Origin of the sequence: Nostoc sp. PCC 9305, assembly GCF_963920915.1 — a bacterium.
Lineage (GTDB): Bacteria > Cyanobacteriota > Cyanobacteriia > Cyanobacteriales > Nostocaceae > Nostoc.
In genome coordinates, this window is record NZ_CAWUDN010000034.1 from 20,659 (window position 1) to 41,373 (window position 20,715).

General features: G+C 42.9%; 19 protein-coding genes and 1 tRNA gene. 5 read left to right on the forward strand and 15 right to left on the reverse strand.

Annotated elements, in window-relative coordinates; genetic code table 11:
* Position 1 precedes the first annotated feature (1 nt).
* Positions 2–1,636, forward strand: a complete 1,635-nt coding sequence (locus ACM0OX_RS14820; protein ID WP_414515719.1) for an ATP-binding protein — start codon at positions 2–4, stop codon at positions 1,634–1,636.
* 199 nt (positions 1,637–1,835) lie between these two features.
* Here the strand turns inward: ACM0OX_RS14820 and ACM0OX_RS14825 are convergent, their stop codons facing one another.
* Genes ACM0OX_RS14825 through ACM0OX_RS14835 form a run of 3 tightly spaced genes read right to left on the reverse strand, consistent with a single transcriptional unit; the run spans position 1,836 to position 2,397 of the window.
* Entirely contained in the window at positions 1,836–2,033 is a 198-nt protein-coding gene (locus ACM0OX_RS14825) for a DUF6887 family protein (protein WP_094341389.1), read from the reverse strand.
* On the reverse strand, positions 2,030–2,212 hold the full coding sequence (locus tag ACM0OX_RS14830; RefSeq protein WP_414515721.1) for a DUF6888 family protein: 183 nt from the start codon (positions 2,210–2,212) through the stop codon (positions 2,030–2,032). The genes ACM0OX_RS14825 and ACM0OX_RS14830 overlap by 4 nt, the downstream gene beginning before the upstream one ends.
* Entirely contained in the window at positions 2,212–2,397 is a 186-nt protein-coding gene (locus tag ACM0OX_RS14835; protein ID WP_094328789.1) for a ribbon-helix-helix protein, CopG family, read from the reverse strand. The genes ACM0OX_RS14830 and ACM0OX_RS14835 overlap by 1 nt, the downstream gene beginning before the upstream one ends.
* A 305-nt stretch (positions 2,398–2,702) precedes the next feature.
* Between ACM0OX_RS14835 and ACM0OX_RS14840 the strand changes: the two genes are divergently transcribed.
* Both ACM0OX_RS14840 and ACM0OX_RS14845 read left to right on the forward strand, forming a co-directional pair.
* Positions 2,703–5,909: a glycoside hydrolase family 15 protein gene (locus ACM0OX_RS14840; RefSeq protein ID WP_414515723.1), complete on the forward strand. Its 3,207-nt coding sequence runs from the start codon at positions 2,703–2,705 to the stop codon at positions 5,907–5,909.
* A 41-nt stretch (positions 5,910–5,950) separates the two neighbouring features.
* Entirely contained in the window at positions 5,951–6,328 is a 378-nt protein-coding gene (locus ACM0OX_RS14845) for a GxxExxY protein (RefSeq protein WP_194047259.1), read from the forward strand.
* Positions 6,329–6,444: 116 nt separating this feature from the next.
* Here ACM0OX_RS14845 and ACM0OX_RS14850 read toward each other — a convergent pair whose 3' ends face one another.
* From ACM0OX_RS14850 to ACM0OX_RS14860, 3 genes are all read right to left on the reverse strand, one after another.
* On the reverse strand, positions 6,445–6,759 hold the full coding sequence (locus ACM0OX_RS14850; RefSeq protein WP_414515725.1) for a YkvA family protein: 315 nt from the start codon (positions 6,757–6,759) through the stop codon (positions 6,445–6,447).
* 248 nt (positions 6,760–7,007) lie between these two features.
* On the reverse strand, positions 7,008–8,729 hold the full coding sequence (locus ACM0OX_RS14855; RefSeq protein WP_414515726.1) for a protein kinase domain-containing protein: 1,722 nt from the start codon (positions 8,727–8,729) through the stop codon (positions 7,008–7,010).
* Positions 8,730–8,952: 223 nt separating this feature from the next.
* Positions 8,953–9,804, reverse strand: a complete 852-nt coding sequence (locus ACM0OX_RS14860; protein ID WP_414515727.1) for an alpha/beta fold hydrolase — start codon at positions 9,802–9,804, stop codon at positions 8,953–8,955.
* A gap of 245 nt (positions 9,805–10,049) precedes the next feature.
* On the opposite strand from ACM0OX_RS14860, the gene ACM0OX_RS14865 reads away from it, so the two are divergent.
* Positions 10,050–11,582: a SagB/ThcOx family dehydrogenase gene (locus tag ACM0OX_RS14865; RefSeq protein WP_414515729.1), complete on the forward strand. Its 1,533-nt coding sequence runs from the start codon at positions 10,050–10,052 to the stop codon at positions 11,580–11,582.
* 622 nt (positions 11,583–12,204) lie between these two features.
* Here the strand turns inward: ACM0OX_RS14865 and ACM0OX_RS14870 are convergent.
* From ACM0OX_RS14870 to ACM0OX_RS14900, 7 genes are all read right to left on the reverse strand, one after another.
* On the reverse strand, positions 12,205–12,933 hold the full coding sequence (locus ACM0OX_RS14870; protein ID WP_334843948.1) for an ABC transporter ATP-binding protein: 729 nt from the start codon (positions 12,931–12,933) through the stop codon (positions 12,205–12,207).
* Between the two features lie 77 nt (positions 12,934–13,010).
* Positions 13,011–13,235 carry an indolepyruvate ferredoxin oxidoreductase subunit alpha gene (locus ACM0OX_RS14875; RefSeq protein ID WP_094353237.1) on the reverse strand — a complete coding sequence of 75 codons (225 nt, stop codon included), beginning with the start codon at positions 13,233–13,235 and terminating at the stop codon, positions 13,011–13,013.
* Between the two features lie 396 nt (positions 13,236–13,631).
* On the reverse strand, positions 13,632–14,846 hold the full coding sequence (locus ACM0OX_RS14880; protein ID WP_414515732.1) for an ATP phosphoribosyltransferase regulatory subunit: 1,215 nt from the start codon (positions 14,844–14,846) through the stop codon (positions 13,632–13,634).
* Positions 14,846–15,799, reverse strand: coding sequence for a J domain-containing protein (locus ACM0OX_RS14885; RefSeq protein ID WP_414515734.1), 954 nt, complete (start codon positions 15,797–15,799; stop codon positions 14,846–14,848). Before ACM0OX_RS14885 ends, ACM0OX_RS14880 begins: the two co-directional genes overlap by 1 nt.
* Before the next feature lie 74 nt (positions 15,800–15,873).
* Positions 15,874–16,686, reverse strand: a complete 813-nt coding sequence (locus tag ACM0OX_RS14890; RefSeq protein ID WP_414515736.1) for an inositol monophosphatase family protein — start codon at positions 16,684–16,686, stop codon at positions 15,874–15,876.
* Between the two features lie 88 nt (positions 16,687–16,774).
* The gene (locus tag ACM0OX_RS14895; RefSeq protein WP_414515737.1) at positions 16,775–17,320 is read right to left on the reverse strand and encodes a thermonuclease family protein; all 546 of its coding nucleotides are present in this window, start codon (positions 17,318–17,320) and stop codon (positions 16,775–16,777) included.
* Between the two features lie 74 nt (positions 17,321–17,394).
* The gene (locus ACM0OX_RS14900) at positions 17,395–17,763 is read right to left on the reverse strand and encodes a 2Fe-2S iron-sulfur cluster-binding protein (protein WP_094353240.1); all 369 of its coding nucleotides are present in this window, start codon (positions 17,761–17,763) and stop codon (positions 17,395–17,397) included.
* A gap of 106 nt (positions 17,764–17,869) precedes the next feature.
* Here ACM0OX_RS14900 and ACM0OX_RS14905 point away from each other — a divergent pair.
* Positions 17,870–17,954, forward strand: a tRNA-Ser gene (locus ACM0OX_RS14905).
* A gap of 451 nt (positions 17,955–18,405) precedes the next feature.
* Here the strand turns inward: ACM0OX_RS14905 and ACM0OX_RS14910 are convergent.
* Positions 18,406–19,884, reverse strand: coding sequence for an alpha-amylase (locus tag ACM0OX_RS14910; RefSeq protein ID WP_414515739.1), 1,479 nt, complete (start codon positions 19,882–19,884; stop codon positions 18,406–18,408).
* A 112-nt stretch (positions 19,885–19,996) separates the two neighbouring features.
* Positions 19,997–20,623 (reverse strand): DUF1003 domain-containing protein, encoded by a 627-nt coding sequence (locus ACM0OX_RS14915; RefSeq protein ID WP_414515740.1) that lies wholly within the window; start codon positions 20,621–20,623, stop codon positions 19,997–19,999.
* Positions 20,624–20,715 lie beyond the last annotated feature (92 nt).

The following is a 20,715-nucleotide window of genomic DNA, read 5'->3' on the forward strand; positions in this document are numbered from 1 at the left end:
TATGTTACTGCAACAAGATTGTATTGCCACCGTTAATTCTTTCAAAAAAGGAAAGTTAAACGTTACTATTCTTAGCCAGGTTAAAAACCGCAGTATTAGTGGAAAACTTTGCGAAATAGAAATTAATTCAGATATTGGATTGCAGCGCGTGCTATGTCGAATAAATCGTGTAGACATGGTTAACCCTATTCATGAAACTCAGGAATTTCAGCAAGTTATCGCTGATAAGGGGTATTTACCTTACTACTCTGGTGATTGCGATATTCTGACGGCTGAAGTAGAAATTATTGCTTGTATTCGAGCTTCTGATGGTGCTTTTTCGGGTATAGCTTGTCCACCAAAATCAGGGACTCTCTTAAGAGTTTTGCATGATACAGAGATTGTAGACTACCAGGTAGAGAACAAATATCAAGCAGTCATTGGGAACTTACCAGATGAACCTTCAATGCCGATGTCAGTAGTAAATCGACACTTTGGTGAATGGGATGATGGAGGGCATGGAGAAGCTAAACACACTTGTATATTTGGTCAAAATGGTTCTGGTAAAACAGTTCTTGCCTTATCGCTAATAGCCACTCAACTTGCTGCTAATCCACTACAAGGCTGCTTAATTCCTGATACGGCTGGAGATATTTCTAGGGGCGGTTCACACTCGAAAGGAGATTTTAAATTCAATTTTATTGAATTATTAAATAAAGCAGGACGCAAACCTCAATATATCCCTATTAGCGAGGTAAGGTTGACAAGTAAAACCTCATTTAAGCAATTGCTTAATCCTGTACTCCGACGAATTCTCAATATGCACGGTGAAAAGTCTGAGCAATTAGCAGACAAAGTGACAGAAGAAATATTTGACAAAGAAGTTAATTTAGCTCTTGCTCAACCTGGCAGAGTACTTGATGAGGCTATTGATAAAATTCCCTCTATTTACACTGGTGCAAAGCGTAATGAAAAATTAACCGAGGCTCAAGAGATAAAAACAAACCCCGCTCAAAATCGTTCTTGGATTCGTGCATATACCAATGGCGTAATGAAATATTTTGAGGGCAAATACAGTATTGATGAACTAGTTCAAGGTTTCATGGATCAAGGACGCATCATTCTCATTAATATGGCTACTCTTTCAGAGTCAGAGCAACATTATGTGATGTACGAGATTTTTAGCAAAACTAAGCGTAAGGCTGAGAGTGATTTTAAAGCTCTTGGAGTAACCCGCAATGGCTTAGTAGTTCTAGATGAAGGGCCGCGTTGGGCACCGCAATATGGTGATGATGAGGTAACAAAAGTCATTCGTGATGCCTTTAATACTACTCGGAAACTAGGAATTGGCTGGATGATTGTCTCTCAACGGATTACTGCCATCAGCAAAGATATTGTTGCCCAATGCCATACTAAATATGTAGGACGAGGAATGGGCATTGGTGCTGACCGCGACTATATGAAAGAGTTTTTTCGTGAGGAAGGATTGGTTGCATACGACCAATTGTCTCTGCGCGGAGGCTACTTTTGGTTAGCTACTGGGCATCAAGTGAACTACGGGATGGGTTCTCAATATGTCGCATTTGAGACACTTGGGCATGATGCAACAAAAGCATTAATGGAGTTAAATCCTCATATTTGGCGTAATCAGTCGTAGCTTGCTGATAAAGTTTCTGCTTCACAAAGATTTGAACAAATATCATATTTGAGTTGGCGATCGCGGTCATTTTCTAATCTACGACTAAAAATTACCTGTATTTATGACTGTGTTAAACCCGTTTGGCAGAGGGCAAATAAATATATTTTCTTCTTCCTGCCTCCAGCAATAACTGCCCTCTGCCTTTCTTCAGTAATTTTTAGAGATTTTCTCGTGTCCGTTTTGCTTCTATTAGTTTTTCCAGTTCACCAATTTCATCTATGGTATAAAACTTTGGGTTAGGTTCAGCGTTAATTTTATCCATTAGAGCGTGAAAAGCTTCTGTATCATTACGATTCTCTAATAAATAACGTTTTAACTCTATTTTGCTCATTGCTGCAAACTTAGGCTTGGTCATTCGTCGTATCTCCATTTACCATTAGGGTTAATTACAATACCAGTTTCATCACCAGCCAAGATATAGATGTCTCCTGTTCGTTCATCTAATCTGACTATAAAGATAGGTAGTAGAAACGTTGTGAGGTTTTGGCAGAGGATAAAACAAGTCAAATTTTGTTTGGGTGTAGGATACCTCATCAAGGTTGACTTACCTTTTTGATTGCCGCATCACACCACATCCTGACAGCTTCTTCCATTGCCTCACTGTGCCCTATTTCTAACTCAAGAGCTAGCTGTTTGAAAATTTTAACTAAATCCTTGGGCAGATAGGCAGCACTTTGGGTGTAATCGCTGTGGGTGCGTTTGTTAATTCGAGTTTCCATGATGAAAAAAGTTAATCTGCTGTTCTGCTAGCATACTAGCTCATATCCCCTAGATTGCACTTCATAGCACGTAATTCTGACCACACCCAAAAATCTTCCCAATTTTTCACTATTTCGCCAGTGCCACGCCGAAATAAAATCGCTAAAATTCAGTACCCAGAGGCGTATTAACAGGAGATAATAATAAACTCACACCACCTTTAGCTGTTGTCCCATCAACCATTACAGAACTTGTTCTGGCTTGGTTTAGGTAATTCACTTGACAGTCACAGGGTCAAATTTTGCAAGTAGTTCTAAACCCAACCATGAAAACATCTACCAAATTGCTCTCTCGCCTAGACTATTACTACCAGCAAATCAAAACGATTATCCTGGCTCGTCAAAATCCAATTACGGGTTTACTACCTGCAAGCACAGCGATTACAGCCCACGGCGATTATACAGATGCCTGGGTGCGAGACAACGTTTACAGCATTTTGGCAGTTTGGGGTTTAGGACTTGCATACCGCAAGATTGACGACGATGAAGGGCGCACCTATGAACTAGAACACAGTGTCATCAAATTGATGCGCGGGTTACTTTTTGCGATGATGCGACAGGCTCATAAAGTAGAGACATTTAAACATACTCAATCGCTACTGGATGGACTGCACGCCAAATATAATACCGCCACTGGTGATATTGTTGTTGGTGATGATGAATGGGGACATTTGCAACTTGATGCCACATCTATATTTTTACTGTTCTTGGGGCAAATGACGGCAGCAGGATTGCAAATAATTTATACCATTGATGAAGTGAATTTCGTCCAAAATTTAGTTTACTACATTGGACGAGCTTACCGCACACCAGATTACGGCATTTGGGAACGTGGGAATAAAATTAATCGTGGTAGTGCTGAGTTAAATGCCAGTTCTGTAGGCATGGCAAAAGCTGCTTTAGAAGCTATCAACGGATTGGATTTGTTTGGCGTGCGGGGTAGTCAAGCATCGGTTATTCATGTGCTACCAGATGAAATTGCCCGCGCCCGGATTACTCTAGAATCGTTATTACCGAGAGAATCTGGTTCCAAAGAAATTGATGCGGCGCTATTAAGTATTATTAGTTATCCTGCCTTTGCAGTGGAAAATTTGGAGTTACGCGATCGCACTCTAAACGATATTATCAATAAACTCGCAGGTAAGTACGGCTGCAAACGCTTTCTGCGTGATGGACACCAAACCGTTTTAGAAGATCATCAGCGCTTGCACTACGAACCGTGGGAACTCAAGCAATTTGAGCATATTGAATGTGAATGGCCGTTATTTTTCACTTATTTAGTTCTAGATGGATTATTTCGCGGCGAACAAGAACAAGTTAAAAAATACCAAGAGCTTTTAGAATCATTACTCATAGAACAAGATGGTTTGCGTTTATTGCCAGAACTTTATTATGTTCCAGCAGAAAATATAGAGGCAGAAAAGTTAGCACCTCAAACGCAACCACGTTTGCCCAATGAAAATATTCCTTTAGTGTGGGCACAGAGTTTATATTTTCTTGGCGAAATGTTGAGTGAAGGTTTACTGGCGGTTGGTGATATCGACCCTTTGGGAAGACATTTGTGTGTAGGAAAACAGCGCGAAGCATTGGTACAAATTGCCTTATTAGCAGAAGATGAAGATTTACAAACGAAACTAGAAGTTCACGGAATTGAAGCCCAAACACCTGCCCAAGTAGAACCGATTCAGGTGAGAAAAGCTGGAGAATTCTCAGCTATTTATACCCAAATTGGACGTAATAACAAACTTGGTTTAACTGGGCGGCCAGTGCGGCGACTGCGGAGTTTGACAACATCTAGAATCTTTCGGATTAGCGGTGAAACAATTGTATTTTTGCCTTCATTTTCAGATTCTCAACAGTTTTACTTAACCCTTGACTACCATTTTTTACTGGATCAAATTAGAAGCGAACTAGCTTACATTCAAAAATATTGGAGCGATTTAGGGCGTCCTACCTTAACTTTAATGTTGACGCACACCATGTTAGAAAGTGGTTCTGAAGCATTACTAGAACTGATGCAAGAACTGAAAGATGGTGTTTGTAATGGTGTACGGGTGAAATTAGGGCGGCTAAATCAGCTAATGTTGACAGCCGGAATCCAAAGAATTGATTTTCTTCCCAATGCAGAATTTTCGCGATCGCCAGTAAAAAATGCTAGCCCACGTTGCTATTATTTAGCGTATCACCCTGAGAAAAACTGGCGCTTAGGACATACCCAAGAATTTCAAGTGGAGTGTGAAACCAACTTTGGGTTATTACTTTCCCATTTGCGTTCATCAGAAAATATCTACGAACAAATTGAGTTATTGCAAACTTTAACTCGCTTACAGGGAATGAAATTTGATACCGGATATGGTGGGCCAGGATATCCTGTCACCGTAGGCGATTTACTCGATGAAGTTTATACCAAAGCTGGAGATTTAGGCATTTGGGCAGTAGTGCGTCGCGCTGCGGGGTTACGCCAAATGGTTGATATCAGCCTATCAGATGCAGTGACGAGTATTTTGGTACGGGGCAAGCAAATTGCTGTGGGTAAAGCTTACAGCGAAGCGTCCTTAATTACCGTACCCATGTCCCACGATGAAATTGCCGATAAAATTAACCATTTTTGTCGTGAAGATATCCGCGATCGCGTCCTTACTCAAGAGATTTTAATCTATCTTGGTATCTTAATTCGCTCCGAACCCGAACTATTTCAGGGACTACTCACGCTGAGAGTCGGCTATCTCATCCTGCTGATAACCAGCGAACTAGCGCGGGAATTACACGTTACTCAAGATGAAGCTTACGATTACTTAATGCAACTTTCACCCTTTGAAGTTAAAGTGCGCTTGCGTCAGGTATTAACTGGATATACTGGCATGAGTAACCTGTTGCGCCAGCAAGAATCACTGCACGTCAAACAAAAAGAAAGTGATATTGCTTGGGTGGTGTTACCAGGAATCGCCGAAGGGATAGAAGTTCCGCCAGGTGGTTGGCGACGGTTTCGCCAAGCTGAAGGTGCGACGGGGCGCGTACCAAAAGAATTTTTTAAACAAGTTTGGCTATTAATGCAACATTGCAAAGGTCTAGTAATTGGCGATAAACTAGAGCGGCGCAATCGTTTAGATAGCGAGATAATGCTGTCGGAAATGACAGCAGGGGAAAGAAATTTTGCTCTGTTGGTTGAGCATTTGCTGAATAAAATCGAAGCTCCAGAATATCGCCAAGTTAATATTGAAGCATTAATCGAATTAGCTGCGATCGCTGCCAATAATCCCAAGTTGCAAATTGAAGAATATATGGTGTTGGATGTGTTAATCGGCCATGCAGTGCGATTGGCATGGTTAGAAAATCATAGTCAACGCAGCGATCGCTATGATGAGGATAAAGCGAGTGCGTGGCGATCGTTTTACAATACTTCTCCTAGAGATTGCGCTAGTTATATTTTGAAGGCATTCAGGTTCTTGACGGAATTTGTGAAGGATTTTTAAACGCAAAGGATCGCAAAGGGAAGCGCAGGGGAACGCAGAGGATGAGAGAGAATGAGTTGAGTGGGGTGATTATTGGTTGTGCGATGAGGGTGCATACTGCTTTGGGGCCTGGTTTGTTGGAGTCGGCTTATGAGGAGTGCTTGGATTATGAGTTGAAGAAAGCCGGATTGAATGTTGGTAAGCAAATTCCATTGCCCTTAGTTTATCAAGATGTGCAATTGGAATGTGTTTATCGATTAGATTTGATTGTCGAAAACCAAGTAATTGTAGAGATTAAATCTGTAGAGTCCTTCCACCCAATTCACTCCGTTCAACTCCTAACCTATCTCAAACTTGCAAACTGCAAACTAGGTCTTCTCCTCAACTTTAACGTCCTCCACCTCAAAGAAGGCATCAAACGCGTAGCCAACAATCTCTAACTCCTCCTCTTACTCCCTCTCATCCTCCGCGAACCTCCGCGCTTCCCTCCGCGCCCCTTTGCGTTAAAAAAAAATATCCCCCACCTCAAATTCCAAAAGCAGGGGTTTTATTAAAACTACTTAACCGAAACAGCATCAACATCAATGGTGCTTCCACTAGAGGTAGAACCCTCAGTAGTATTAGGTACTTCAGCATCCACCTCACCCTTACGAGCTTTCCAGCCTTCAATTACTAGCCCAGACACTTCACTAACTAGCAGAGTCAAAAGGAAAACATCATCAATCTGTCCCACAACGGGTATAAAATCTGGAAGAACATCAAATGGGCTGACCAAATAGACCAACGTTCCTAAAATTACCCACCAACGGTATTTGGGGTTACGAAGCACATCGCGATACCAGGTGTAAAGTGATTGGATTGAAAATTTCATATTTTGAACCTCCGGTTATCTTTTATTTTGACAAATCATGCTAAAAATTCACGGTGCGAATAACCGTCCTAGTTAGTCTGGAAGACGCTACTAGTAATTTGTCAACAAAGATAAATAAGTAGGTAGCGGGTTCATCCCAAACAGGCGAAAGTTGTTTATAAGGCTGATTAATCGATGAGTGCTGATATCTGCTGCTCTAATCATAAGAGATATGCCTATAGACTGATTTTTTTACTTTGCTAGAGATTTTATAAATTGCTCGGTATAGTCTTAAACTTCTGTGCAGATCCCAAAGAATAATCTTCTAATTTAAAATCAGCAAAAGGCTTCTTTTCTAACCTATTCCGTAGCGCCTCGTCAATAATGACACCTGATGATTCTCTTTTAACACCGATAATTATCACACTTGTCTGATATGTAGTTAAATCCTGATTTGCCTGACAATCACTCCGTTGAAATTGACCCAAATTCAATAAGCGATAACTTTTGACACTTGGTGTATTAATAAATAAATTTTTAACCAAAAGTTGTATTTGTTTTGAACGTTCTAAAGCCACACGTTCTTGAACTGATCTATCACCTTTACAAGAAGCTGTACCGACAGAGATAATCTCATTGGGAGCTTCCATTATATTCTCTATACCTTCTTGTTCTAAATTCAACTTTAAAAGGTCAACGCTAATAATTTCATCATTGGATTTAATTTGAAAGTTGCTACCTAAAAGCCATTTATATTTTAGCGATAAAACTGCTATATTAAATTCAGCTATCCTTCCCTGACTATCCCTACCTTCTTGATAAGAAAAGTAATCGATATTACCTTTCTTTTCTGGATATTGTCTGTAATAAGATGTGTCAGGTAAATCTGATTTTCGTGTGGCTAAAGCCACTATACTAAGCAATCCTAATACTAATAATAGAACTGCAAAAAATGCCAATAGCGGCACTTTTTCCGGCTGCTTATTTGGAGGTAATGAGTTGTTATTAATATCTACAGTTAAATGTTCAAGGTTAGAAGATTCTAGGATATTACTATTTGTCGGAGTAGTTTCTGTTAATTGAGTTTCTATTTCTTCTAGAGAATGCAAAATTTCTTGAGTACTGGTAGGACGTTTTTCTATATCTGATGCTGTTAGCCAATCAATTAAATTCAATAGTAAGGGTGAAACATGGGTCGGATGATTTTGCCAGTGCAACAAATTTTGCTGGACATCATACATCTCCAAAGGATGGTGTCCTGTCAGCAAAAATACAAACGTGCGTCCCAAAGCAAAGAAATCTGACTGCGGTACTGCTTGACCATTCATTTGTTCTGGGGCGCTGTAGCCAGATGACATAAGTGCTGTCATCTTGTCGCCATTGCTTAGTTGGTCTTGGTAGGTTTTATTAATTTCACTGGCGGTGCCAAAATCAATCACTACTAGATTCCCCCAACCCTGCTTAAGGGGGGATCTAATCATGATGTTAGATGGCTTAATATCTCGATGTAGGTACTGTTTGCTATGTACTACATCTAAAATTTCTATCAACTGTCTTAACCAGTCTATGGCTTGTTCTTGGGATATGGGGCTATTTTGCTGCTGTAGCCACTGTTCTAAGTTGTAGCCATCGATTTTTTCCATTGCAATGCAATGCAACACTAAACCATTTCGGGTTTGATACTGGAAGTAACTATCTTCTTTGGGAATTCCAGGATGCTTAAATTGTCCCAACACCATTACTTCTTGCTGAAATAGTTCTACTGCTTTGGCGTCGCCTGATAAATCCTCTTTGAGTATCTTGAGAATTTTGGGGGTATCTTGCTCGTATGCCTCATAAACTTTACTAAAACCTGTTTTGTCACTCAACAGGCACGTCACCCGATAACGCCCTAGCAATTCTAGATGGGAACCACAACTTTGACAAAAGCGGTTTTGATGATTATTTGGGTGATTTGGTTTAGGGCAAACAGGATTGATACAAAGGCTCATAACAGGAGAGTGGGGAGTGGGGAATGGGGAGTGGGGGGAGATGAGGGAGATGAGGTAGATGAGGGGGACAAGAGGGACAAGGGGGAATTATTAAATAAATCTCTCCTTTATCTCCCCCTCTTCCTTGTCTCCCTTGTTTCTTCTCCATGCCCAATGCCCAATCCTCCTAGACATCCGCTCCTATTAATTCTTCTGTTGCTGTATGACTAATCCCGTCTAATAATCATGAGATTTTTGATCTGTGTTCTGCCAAAAAAGCTGCCACAGTTTGGTTAAATGCCTCTGGTTGTGTCAAAAATGGCCAATGATTGCCGGGAACTTGGCAGATACGTAAGTTTTGAAGATAGGTTTTGTAAGGTTGAATTTGCCAATTTTGGCGGTTTAGTCCTTGTTTTGGCTGGACGAATAGGGCAGAGGTGTCAAGGGGAATTGTAAAACCGGGCACTTGCATCACTGCCTCAAAAATGCCGTCGCGGGCGGCTATGGTAAATTTGCTGCCCCAACTCCCATCGGGTTTTTGTTCTATTCCTGCTTGGAAGACTTGCTGCTGTAAGGCACTCCATCCTTGATATTGCTTTAATTGCCGTGCTTGTTGTTCGGCTTCTTCGTGACTGGCAAAGGGGCCCATGCTTTTAAGAAAAGGCAAGAAGCGATATAACATCGGGAAAGTTACCCTGAAAAGACTGGGCATTTTCCAGATAAAAATCGGATCGACGAGAATTATACTCCGTAAACGCTTTGGGTTTTGTCTTGCCCAGATGGCGGCTAATTTTCCTGTCCACGAGTGACTTACAATATGGGCAAAAGTCCATCCAAGACTATCCATGAGTGCTTCCAGGTCTGCGATCGCACTCTCAAAGCTATAATCTATCTCTGGTTTACTACTTTGGCCATGTCCGCGCATATCTGGCGCAACTATGTGGTAATCCGCCGCCAAGTAATCTCCTAAACTAGACCACACTAGAGCATGATCGCCTAAGCCATGTAACAGCAGTAAAGGTTCTTGACCTTGATTCCATTCTAAATAAGAAAGTTGGATATCAGGCTTTGATAAAGTTTGACGTACAGGTATCATTGCACATTTAGGCTTAGATAGTTTTGCGTTTATATGGTACTGCGAAAGAAGATGGGGAGCAGAGGGGCAGGAGGGCAGGGGAGGATAATTAATAACCAATGACAAATGACAAATGACCAATGCCCAATTCAATTGTTACCATTTACCACTTTATGACTCTGAGGATTGTACCAATTGACACGAAACAATGAGGCTAATGAATGCCAAGATCAAGAAAAGGATGCCCCAAGGATATTAAAAGTACTATGCCAGAATTACACCAATCGATTGCCCAGCATTATCACGAACGGACTAAATACAACCCTGAGACTCTCGCTTCCAAAAGTCAGCGCTTAGACTGGACTAAACAGCCAGTGCCCTTCAAAGAGTACAAAATTGGCTCTACTTTTGATCTCAAACCCTATATCCAAGAAAGAGCAGAGGCTTATGCTAATAACCCAGATGCTCTATGGTGGCAAAGACTTTCACGGCTATTGTTTCGCAGTTATGGATTGACGGCGAAAATGCCTTCTATGGGTAGTGCAGTGTATTTACGCGCTGCTCCCAGTGCAGGCGGACTATACCCTGCTGAAGTGTATGTGGTTTCCCGTGGTACGTCGTTATTGCCGCCTGGTCTATATAACTACCAGTGTCGAACTCATTCTCTCATGCATTATTGGGAAAGTGATGTTTGGCAAACTCTTCAAGCAGCTTGTTTCTGGCATCCTTCTTTAGAAAATACCCAATTAGCAATTATTGTGACTGCGGTATTCTATCGTTCTGCGTGGCGCTATGAAGATCGGGCTTATCGGCGGATTTTTCTGGATACGGGACACCTGTTGGGTAATATCGAGTTAGCTGCTGCGATTACTGATTATCGCCCTCATTTAATCGGCGGTTTTGTGGATGAATCAGTTAACGATCTGCTTTATATCGATCCGCAACAAGAAGGTGCGATCGCTGTCTTACCTCTGGCAGACTTGTTAGATGTTAATCAAAATTTGCCATTGGGATGTACTGCTTTACCTTCCGCTACTGAAACTAGTTATCCTCAAATCCCTGATGGCGAACTATTAACATATTTCCATCGACACACCCAGATCCAACCAGGTGTAACTGGTAATCTTAATCTACCAACTATTAAACAAGAAAAATCTTTAGAGGATAAATACAATTTTCCTTTCTGTTTAAAAATTCCCACCACCACCGCACCGATAAACTGGGGACAAAAACTATCAGAACTGGAAACCACTATGTATAAGCGACGCTCTACCCGCGCTTACAATGGTGATGATTTAAGCTTCGATGAATTGAAAAGTTTACTAGATTTCACTTATCAACCGCAAAATTACATCGACCAAAGCTTAGATATTTCTCCAGACTACTTCGATCTAAATTTAATCGAAACATTCATTGCTGTTTGCGGAGTCAAAGGACTGGAGGCGGGTTGTTACTATTACGCGCCCAAAGCCCAAGAATTACGCCAAATCCGGTTTAAAAACTTTCGGCGAGAGTTACATTTTCTCTGTTTGGGACAAGAATTAGGGCGGGATGCAGCAGCGGTGTTATTTCATACAGCCGACTTGAAAGCTGCGATCGCACAATATGGCGATCGCGTTTACCGTTACTTGCACATGGATGCCGGTCATTTGGGACAACGCCTGAATTTAGCAGCAATGCACCTGAATGTAGGCGTCAGTGGTATCGGTGGATTCTTTGACGATCAAGTAAATGAAGTTTTGGGTATTCCTGCTGATGAAGCTGCTTTATATATCACTACATTGGGACGCCCAAGATAAAAATAATCCCAGAGACGCAAAGAATCCAGAGAGTTTCTTTCTCTGTCCTTTACGTCTCTGTGCAAGCTTAAGGGGCTACAACTTGGGCTAGGATGCAGATAAAATAAGCCTCATCGCCCTTTGTCCTTGTTACGACTTAGCGTCAATAATTCGGCAACTAACTTGTAGGAATCTTCCATATCCATCCATATAATCCAATATAAAAACTGCTATGACGGCGAATAAGTCCCTCCAGATTCTTTAATTCGACCGATATATTTTGGGATACCCATACATTTAATTTATGGTTGGGGTCTAAATACCCATCCATGACGTAATTCAGAATTGCGAATTGCGAATGGGATTTTGGTAAATCCGGGTAATTTACGTTTTTGTCAGTTTTTCCTGAATGAATGTCCTGTTTTGCCTCTCGACTAGCTGTAGATGTGATTAGAAACGGATTATTAGGGAGAATTCTTTGAGCATCGAAAACGACGGTCGCGGCAGTGGCAGGTAATGTTATGGCTTTTGTATTAGTTATAGATAGCGTCGGCGCAGCCCAACCTAGTCATCGCTATAGACTGGTGAAGCTCCGATATTAAGCTGGTGTTATGTTGAATGGGGCAAGAGTGATAAAAAAGGGTTAATGTCTCTTACCTGCTCCCAGATATAGCTCACCCACTTTCGGGTCATTCAACAATTCTTCACCAGGGCCGGAGATCGCATCACGTCCCGATTCTAATACATACCCACGATTAGCCATCTCTAAAGCTTTACGGGCATTTTGTTCTACTAATACGATCGCAGTACCTGCCTGATTAATTTGTTTAATCTGCTCGAACACTTGTGTCACCAAAATCGGCGACAAAGCAGCAGATGGTTCATCTAAAATCAGCAAACCAGGTTCCAACATCAAAGCTTTGCCCATCGCTAGCATCTGGCGTTCTCCTCCAGAGAGAGTACCAGCACGTTGACGACGGCGATCGCTTAGTCTAGGAAACATAGTAAATATTCTATCTTTAATTGGTTTCAGGGGAACGTTAAGCACAAAAGCGCCCATCTCCAAGTTCTCTTCAACACTGAGGGAGGGGAAAACATTGGCGATTTGCGGTACGTAGCACATTCCTCGTTGCACAATTTGATTGGACTTTAACCCCACGATATTTTCACCTTTGAAGGTAATTGTGCCTGTGTGGGGGATCAAAAGCCCAAAAATTGCTTTTGCCAAAGTAGATTTACCTGCACCGTTGGGGCCAATCACTGTCACCAATTCCCCTGGTGCAACCTGAAAATTCACACCTTGCAGGATATCTACATCTTTGATGTATCCAGCGTGAACATTTTGAACTTCTAATAAATAATCATTTGTCATTGGTCACTTGTCATTGGTCATTGGTCAACAGTCAAGTCAAACATAACTATTGACTATTGACTGTTGACTATGGACTATTACGGAGTTTTTTGCAACTCTGGTCGTTCTTCTGCAAGAATCGCCCCTTCTACAGGGCAAACTTGGAGACAGATGCCACAGTCGATGCAAGTGGCAAAGTCAATCCAATACCAATCAGTTCCCTTGGTATTTTTGCCTGGGCCATCATGAATACAAGCTACTGGACAGGCATCTACGCAGTCTGCAACGCCTTCACAGACTTCTGTAACAATTGTATGCGGCATGTTCTCGATTCCCTCTTTTCTGTATCGGCTATTTCTAGCCTAGCAGGGGAGGGGAGAGCAGGGGAGCAGAGGAGCAGGGGAGCAGGGGAGCAGGGGAGCAGGGGAGAAAGTTTTATCTCCTCTGCCCTTCGGTTAATGAGCGTAGCCGTTGGCGCAGCCTCTCGTAGAGAAGTACTGCTCCTCTGCCTCACTCCCTATACCCGAATGGCACTAAGAAAAGCTCCAAGGCTTGTGTCGTCTCGTTCCCAGCCTCCAGGCTGGGAATGCATTTAAAGAGGCTCTGCCTCTTGTCAAGCTACTGGAGGTGGAGCCTCCCAGAATGGGTTCCCAGCCTAGAGGCTTGTTCCAGTTAGAGCAAGGGCTGTATCTTTTCTTAGTGGCATTCCCCTATACCCACTAACGCAATGGTTCTATTTTTGGTGAGCCATCAGCTTTGATCCAGGCAATTTGGGCAATGCCGCGATCGCTTGCATATTGGCGAATCGCCTCTGCATCTCTTCCCCCCAAGTCAATTTCTACTCGCACCAAATCAGTAGAATCTCTGAGTTTTTGCGCGTAGACAAAGGCGGCGGCGTTAGCACTAGCTGTCTCTGGTGCTACCAACCAGTCACTCGCGGGAGTTTCTTGTGGTAATTGCTGAGTAGACAACAGAACTTGGTATAAATCTTCGATACTTAGTCCAAAACCAATTCCGGGAATGTTTTCTCCTTGAGGATGATATAGCCCCAAAAGCTGGTCATAGCGACCACCGCGCCCTAAAACTCTGGCTTGGGATTCGGTATCGTTGACAACTTCAAAGACGATACCAGTGTAGTAGTCTATGGTTTGGATCAGGCTGAGGTCGAGAATTAACGGAAGTTTTTTCTCTGATTCTAGTAATTCTACTAGGGATTTGAGGTTATTTACTGCCTCTCGCTGTTCTTCATCTAGATCGAGACCACTAACTTTTTGCAACACGTCTGCACTTGGGCCGCGCAAATCCATGATGATTTGGGCGCGATCGCGGAGTTTGTCACTTAGGGGTAAATTATCTATGGTGATGCGGTCAAGATGAGCGATCGCACTGCGAACTCGATCTTGTAAATTAGCAGGAAAGGCACTCAGGAGCGAGCGGGTAATTCCCGCCTCACCTAAAATTAAATGCCATCCTTGCAAACCCAATGCTGCTAAACAATCTGCTACTAACAGCAGTACTTCGGCATTTGCCAGCAATCCGCCAGTACCTAACAACTCCACCCCAGCTTGATAAAACTCTTGCTGGCGATTATGCCTACTTTCCCAAGTGCGGCGAAACACATTGGCGTTGTAATACAACCGTTGTGGATAAGTGACACCAGCCATCCGAGTCACAACAGTACGAGCAATAGATGCTGTTAATTCTGGACGTAGCCCCAATTCATCATCTTCGCCATTTTGTTGTAGTTGAATCACCATCTGACGCTGGATTGCTTCCCCCGCCATCAGGGTATCCATCCGTTCTAAAGTCGAGGTGATAATCATGTGATATCCCCAACGGTGAAACACATGCTGTAATCGATCTTCAATCCAGCGTTTTTTCTCCACATCCAAGGGCAATAAATCCCTGGCTCCCGCTGCTGGTTGATACACCATTATTTTTTCTTCCCACCAAACAAACCACCGAACAAACCACTACCAGATTTCTCTGGTTGCTTATCTCCATTATTGGGGGATGAAGTCACCTTATGATCGCTAGGTTGTTGTCCTAAAGCCTTATCTATTTTAGGTTTCCATTGTAGAGCCGTTTCGTCACCAGGATCTAATTTTAGAGCGTTGTCAAAGTGGATTTTGGCCATTTTTAGCTGATTTTGCTTCAAATACACCATTGCAATTAAGCTATGACAACGACTATTTTTTGGTTCTAGTTTCAGGGCCTCTTGCAACTCTACTTTGGCTGGGGCAAATTGATTTTTGTCAATCAAAGATTGAGCGCGACGAATATACTGTTCTACAATCAAGTCTTCTTTTGGTGGGGCTGGTGTTGGTGCTGATGGTGTATTTTTTGGTGTATTTGGCTGAGGCGTACCTGATTGGGCTTTGGGTTGAGCAGATGGCGGCGCTGCTGATTTACCCGCACTCCGCATTAAATACACTAAATTCAACTCACTAGCTTGGGCAATCACTTGCTGCGCTTGTTCTAAAGAATCATATTGGGTTTGGGCTAGTTTCGCGATCGCAGTTTTATAAAAATGATCGATATTAGCCGCCTCAACTAACTGTCTACCCAAGTCGGTATTTAGAGTTACCGAAGTAGACTCTTGTACCAGACGCTTGCCAATTTGCGACAAAATTAGAATATATTCAGTGCGAGTGCGATCGCCAGCAAGTTTTTCGTAAGCCGGGTTAACCAGCTTTGATAACAATTCGTTACCGAGATGTTTTTGAGCAGCAGTTTCAGTAAGACTACTGTCTGGGTGCAAACGGCGGGCGACTTGGAGATAGCGTTTGCGAATCTCTTTGACATCGGCATCAACTGGAACGCACAGCACTGCGTGATGATCTATGAAATCATATTTAAATAGTCCACGATCTATTTTGAAAGACATATAGAGTTTTTGCACCAAAGGAGCAGTTAGATTGCTTTTAGTGTACCCAAAGTCGTAGAGAAAGCCCCCATCTGCTACACCCAAGCTGACAGTGGCGGAACCCGTAAAAGTTCGTTACTGAGGGAGCCGTGAATATAACTATTTGTGGCAAGAATTCTACCAGACTCAATTTTGACAGCAGTACCATCGTAGGCGGTGATTTTGCCCCCGGCTTCTTGTACCAAAATTATCCCAGCGGCAATATCCCAAGGAGAAAGTCCCCGTTCCCAGTAACCATCGACACGTCCACAGGCAACATAAGCCAAATCTAGCGATGCCGAACCGCTACGTCTAACTCCTTGGGTAAGATGGGTGAGATGACTAAATTCTGCGTAGTTGTTATCAGAGGTTTCGCGGCGATCGTAGGCAAATCCTGTTACTAGTAGGCTTTTACCCAGTTCAGATGTTGCTGAAACCTTGATGGGCTGACGGTTACGTGTTGCCCCTAAACCAGCAGCAGCACGGAATAGCTCATTGTGAAATGGGTCATAAATTACACCAACTTGGGGAACACCATTAATTAACAGCCCGATGGAAACGGCGAAAAATGGGTATTGATGAGCGTAGTTAGTTGTGCCATCTAAAGGATCTATTGCCCAGAGGTATTCATTTTCTTGATCGCCTAATTTCCCTGACTCTTCAGCGAGGATCGAGTGCTGGGGAAAGTGACGACGCAAAATTTCTAAAATCAACTCCTCTGAGGCTTTATCAGCAGCCGTGACTAAATCACCAGGGCGTCCCTTTTCAATAATTGCGTCTTCTAACTTACCCAAGTAACCTTGCAAAATCGCACCAGCAGCCAAGGCCGCTTCTGTAGCAATATCTAGAAAAATTTGTAGATTTGTCATTTGTCATTCGTTATTAATTCTTCTCTTTCACTTCCTCACTCTCCCCCTCAGTACGGGCTAAACGCCCCGCTTCCGCTAACAGCACTAATTAAAGATTTTGGCGGCGAAACTCAGCGGGAGTGAGGCGCATGGGCTTTTCTGGGTTCCAGATTCCTTGCCCCATAAGTCTCGCCCATTGTTGGGCACGTTCTAAACGCAGGTCGTATTTGTGGTTAGGCGATCGCCCCACAAACATCGCATTCCCTTGTTTAACTAATTCTTCATTCAATAACACCTTATTTTTCCACACATAAGCTAGAGTTCGCCCGATTTTGTCTTTTGCTTCTAAATCAAACTCCAGCGTTACCGATTGTTCTACACCACCAATTAGATTCTCTAACTGTTCTTTTGCTGCTTCTCCCCAAGGGCGCTGTCGCAAATCTGGTGCATCAACACCCACTAACCGCACTTGGGAAATCAAATTTGGTTGTTCAGCCATGCCTAACACTTCCAAGCTTTGCCCACTAACTACCCGTGCTACTTTCACCTGGGCTTCATTGTTTGGCAGTTGGTTTTTAGCTTGGCAACTCACCAAGAGCAATAAGCAAGCCAAAATAGCTATTTTTCGCACCCAGTCACCAAAATTTATAGGCATCAGAAATTCGGTGATTTTGAATTGTTTATCGAGACAGAATTCTGAATTCTGAATTCTGACTCCTGAATTCTTCTTCATTCCTCATCTAAGGGTAAACCCGCTTTAATTCTTCCCCTAGCAAAATAGCGTCCAAACTGGAGTTCGTAGACTTCATCTTCGTCTTGTGTCTCCACTTCTAAGTCAGAACGGGGATAACTCACACACAACAAGGCATAACCTTGGCGACGTAAATCTGGCGACAAGCCGATCGCCTCTGGTTGGTAAATTTCTCCTGACAACACTCTTACAGCACAAGCGGTGCAAGCCCCGTTACGGCAAGAAAACGGTAGTTCTACCCCTTGTTTTTCGCCAGTGTGCAGGATGTAGCGGTCTTCTGGCACTTCTAGGGTGTATGTTTTGTCAGTGGCGCGATCGCGAACTTTAATTGTGTATGTACGGGACATCTGGATTTGCGTTTTGGGATTAGGACTATCAGATTCAATCTAGAATATCTTTCTTTATCTTTGCATTTTCTAGGATTCTATAGTATGATCGTAACTTGTGACACCTGGAGAGGTGGCCGAGCGGTTTAAGGCGCAGACCTGGAAAGTCTGTTTAGGGAAACTTAACGGGGGTTCGAATCCCCCCCTCTCCGTTTTCAGACCTAATTCTAAATATATAGTTTGAACCATAGTTCTACAAATAGTCAGGTTCAGTAAGAAGCATATCTGAAATTTAGACTAAACATTGCCTAAATTGAATCTTTTTAGGCAATGTTCAATTGCTTTTTGAAGAAGAATTCAGAAGTCAGAATGGGCTAAACGCCCCGCTATCGCTAACAGGAGTCAGAATCAAGACGCTCGTTCCTCTCTACGAGACGTTGCGCGAACGCTACCGCTACGCTATCAGTCGGGGATTGGTACCAGCGACTTCACCAAAAATTCTAGTTTTGTGGGGGTCTTAAACGCCGATTATTTAGACGCGACTCGAAAATACTCGCTATCGCAGACTCGCTAACGCTGCGCTATACCCACTCGTACAGAATTCATACTGAATTCTGACTCCTGAGTTCTGAATTCTTCTTATAAATGCTACTAAAACCTCGACTAAGACTTTGGAACCCACACAGAAACAGAACCAGCATCGCATCGAAAATCAGCCCAGCCCTCATCATTCGTTGTCACAGGTTCGCTGATATGTTCAGTAATATCAATGTAAGTGCTGTTGGGTTGCCCAACTTCCATCCACTTAGTCCCTTCTCCTCCATTACTCAGAACAACTGCCATACCGCCAGGATGTTCTTCATCTCCTAAGCGTGTCCAGGCAATTGTATTGGCGTGATCGAAGTAATCGTATTGGTCGCCATAGGCATAGGTTTGACGAGCGTGCAAAAATTTATCAATTATCCATTTATGACTATCGAGCCAAATCTCATGCTCATTGCCATCGCTGCCCGTATCCTTGTAATTAGCACCATAGTAATCCGCATAGAAGATACAGGGATAACCATCACTTCGCAGTAGAATCAACGCATAAGCCAACGGTTTAAACCAGCCTTCCACTACAGATTCCAACGACTGCAAAGGTTGAGAATCATGGTTGTCAACTAAGGTGACGGCTAAAGCAGGTTGCTGTTGCACCAAGGTGTTATCAAATATCTGCCGCATATCGTAGTCATTGCCTTGTTTGCTGGCAGCGCTAAAGTTATAGTGCAATGGCGCATCAAACAGCAACACATCGCCACCGGTGACGCTAATGAAATGGTGCAGCGCTTCAACTTCATAAGACCAATACTCACCGACGGCAAAAAGATCGCGACCTGCCTTGTGTCGACAGTGTTGCAGCCATTCTGGGAAAAAGCCAGCTCTAACGTGTTTAACCGCATCAAAACGAAAGCCATCTATATCAGTAGTTTCTACAAACCACTCACCCCAGTCGTTCAACGCCTCGCGAACTTCTGGACTTTCCATATCCAGGTCGCATCCCATGAGATAGTCGAAAGCGCCTTTTTCCAGATCGACGTTATCGTCAAATTTTTTATCTTTGAACAGATAAACTGCGTTCTCACCTTCGTTGTAAACGTTGTAATCAACCGCGTCGAAGTGCCACCAGTGCCATTCCATATCAGAGTATTTGCCCTGCCGACCTGGAAAGGTAAAGTGAGTCCATACTTTAATTGTTTGCATCTCACCGATGGGCTGGTTGCGATCGTCTGGACTATAGGGCGTTGCTTCTACCTCTTCTTCTTGGTCTGCACCTAACTTGTGGTTAAGGACAACATCAGCATATACTCGAATGCCAGCAGCTTTTGCCGCCTTCACAGCAGCGATATACTCGTCTTTTGTGCCGTACTTTGTCCGAACCGAGCCTTTCTGGTCAAACTCGCCTAGATCGTATATATCATAGACTCCATAGCCGACATCGTAGCCACCCCCTGTTCCTTTGTAAGCTGGGGGTAGCCAAACAGATGTAACACCTGCATCAGCTAACTCTTTGACTTTATCTTTAAATTCATTCCAAAGATTGCCATCTGGAGGGATATACCAATGGAAGTACTGCATCATTACACCATTCAGTTGAGCCATATCTATCCCTCTGGTTAAATATACGATGAATTGTGATTTCCGACACAAAGACTCTACATTAAGTTTTATTTTTTGTCTTTCAATAGAAACAAAAGTCTACTAAAAACTGGGATCAACTCATATTGTTTTCTTCTGTGGCTGACAGTTCTTCAGCCAGGTTTTTCTGGAGTGCTGACAATACTGCGATCGGGTCAGCCGGTTCCTGCATTGATTTCGCTTCCGAATCATGCCGATTTATCACATCAGGCAAATCAGTACGGAGTTCTTCTAATAGAGCAATAATCTTGGCAATTTTTTGCTCGGAGAGCAGGTTAAGCTGTAGCATCAATTGCGCCCGCTGTTCGGCAAAGTTTTCTTGGCGAGTTTGTCGTACCAGTACTCCGGTTGAGATCACCAATGACGCTGCGTCTAAGCCTTGACCTGACCAGCTAAACGAGGGCAGATTGAATGGCAAAAAGCGATCGAAAAAACTGCTAAAAATCCAGATAGCCAGTATGACTAGCAAACTATACAGAAATATCGATCGCCCAAAGAATGTAGCGATCGCTTCTAGTATCCTCTGGTGCAGGGGAATATCTCGAACTTCCTGGGCATGAAGTGAAATAATCGCTTCAATATTTTTTGCAATCGGGTCTGGTAATGGAGCCGTGATCACTTGATTTCGAGAAGCTTTGTCTTTGAGTTTGTTAGCATCTGAACTGAAGTGTCTGTTCGCTGTGTCGTCTGCGTCATCGGTCATGCACCAACTCCTGAATCTGGATGTTACTCGATTATTGCTTATCTTCCACCGACGATCGCATCCCAATACTGCTCGATTATTTAGATTTAGAA

What these genes read in the sequence shown, in the direction of transcription:
- ACM0OX_RS14820 (WP_414515719.1), top strand. Translation starts at nt 2, where the DNA reads ATGTTACTGCAACAAGATTGTATTGCCACCGTTAATTCTTTCAAAAAA.
- ACM0OX_RS14825 (WP_094341389.1), bottom strand. Translation starts at nt 2,033, where the DNA reads ATGACCAAGCCTAAGTTTGCAGCAATGAGCAAAATAGAGTTAAAACGT.
- ACM0OX_RS14830 (WP_414515721.1), bottom strand. Translation starts at nt 2,212, where the DNA reads ATGAGGTATCCTACACCCAAACAAAATTTGACTTGTTTTATCCTCTGC.
- ACM0OX_RS14835 (WP_094328789.1), bottom strand. Translation starts at nt 2,397, where the DNA reads ATGGAAACTCGAATTAACAAACGCACCCACAGCGATTACACCCAAAGT.
- ACM0OX_RS14840 (WP_414515723.1), top strand. Translation starts at nt 2,703, where the DNA reads ATGAAAACATCTACCAAATTGCTCTCTCGCCTAGACTATTACTACCAG.
- ACM0OX_RS14845 (WP_194047259.1), top strand. Translation starts at nt 5,951, where the DNA reads ATGAGAGAGAATGAGTTGAGTGGGGTGATTATTGGTTGTGCGATGAGG.
- ACM0OX_RS14850 (WP_414515725.1), bottom strand. Translation starts at nt 6,759, where the DNA reads ATGAAATTTTCAATCCAATCACTTTACACCTGGTATCGCGATGTGCTT.
- ACM0OX_RS14855 (WP_414515726.1), bottom strand. Translation starts at nt 8,729, where the DNA reads ATGAGCCTTTGTATCAATCCTGTTTGCCCTAAACCAAATCACCCAAAT.
- ACM0OX_RS14860 (WP_414515727.1), bottom strand. Translation starts at nt 9,804, where the DNA reads ATGATACCTGTACGTCAAACTTTATCAAAGCCTGATATCCAACTTTCT.
- ACM0OX_RS14865 (WP_414515729.1), top strand. Translation starts at nt 10,050, where the DNA reads ATGCCAGAATTACACCAATCGATTGCCCAGCATTATCACGAACGGACT.
- ACM0OX_RS14870 (WP_334843948.1), bottom strand. Translation starts at nt 12,933, where the DNA reads ATGACAAATGATTATTTATTAGAAGTTCAAAATGTTCACGCTGGATAC.
- ACM0OX_RS14875 (WP_094353237.1), bottom strand. Translation starts at nt 13,235, where the DNA reads ATGCCGCATACAATTGTTACAGAAGTCTGTGAAGGCGTTGCAGACTGC.
- ACM0OX_RS14880 (WP_414515732.1), bottom strand. Translation starts at nt 14,846, where the DNA reads ATGGTGTATCAACCAGCAGCGGGAGCCAGGGATTTATTGCCCTTGGAT.
- ACM0OX_RS14885 (WP_414515734.1), bottom strand. Translation starts at nt 15,799, where the DNA reads ATGTCTTTCAAAATAGATCGTGGACTATTTAAATATGATTTCATAGAT.
- ACM0OX_RS14890 (WP_414515736.1), bottom strand. Translation starts at nt 16,686, where the DNA reads ATGACAAATCTACAAATTTTTCTAGATATTGCTACAGAAGCGGCCTTG.
- ACM0OX_RS14895 (WP_414515737.1), bottom strand. Translation starts at nt 17,320, where the DNA reads ATGCCTATAAATTTTGGTGACTGGGTGCGAAAAATAGCTATTTTGGCT.
- ACM0OX_RS14900 (WP_094353240.1), bottom strand. Translation starts at nt 17,763, where the DNA reads ATGTCCCGTACATACACAATTAAAGTTCGCGATCGCGCCACTGACAAA.
- ACM0OX_RS14910 (WP_414515739.1), bottom strand. Translation starts at nt 19,884, where the DNA reads ATGGCTCAACTGAATGGTGTAATGATGCAGTACTTCCATTGGTATATC.
- ACM0OX_RS14915 (WP_414515740.1), bottom strand. Translation starts at nt 20,623, where the DNA reads ATGACCGATGACGCAGACGACACAGCGAACAGACACTTCAGTTCAGAT.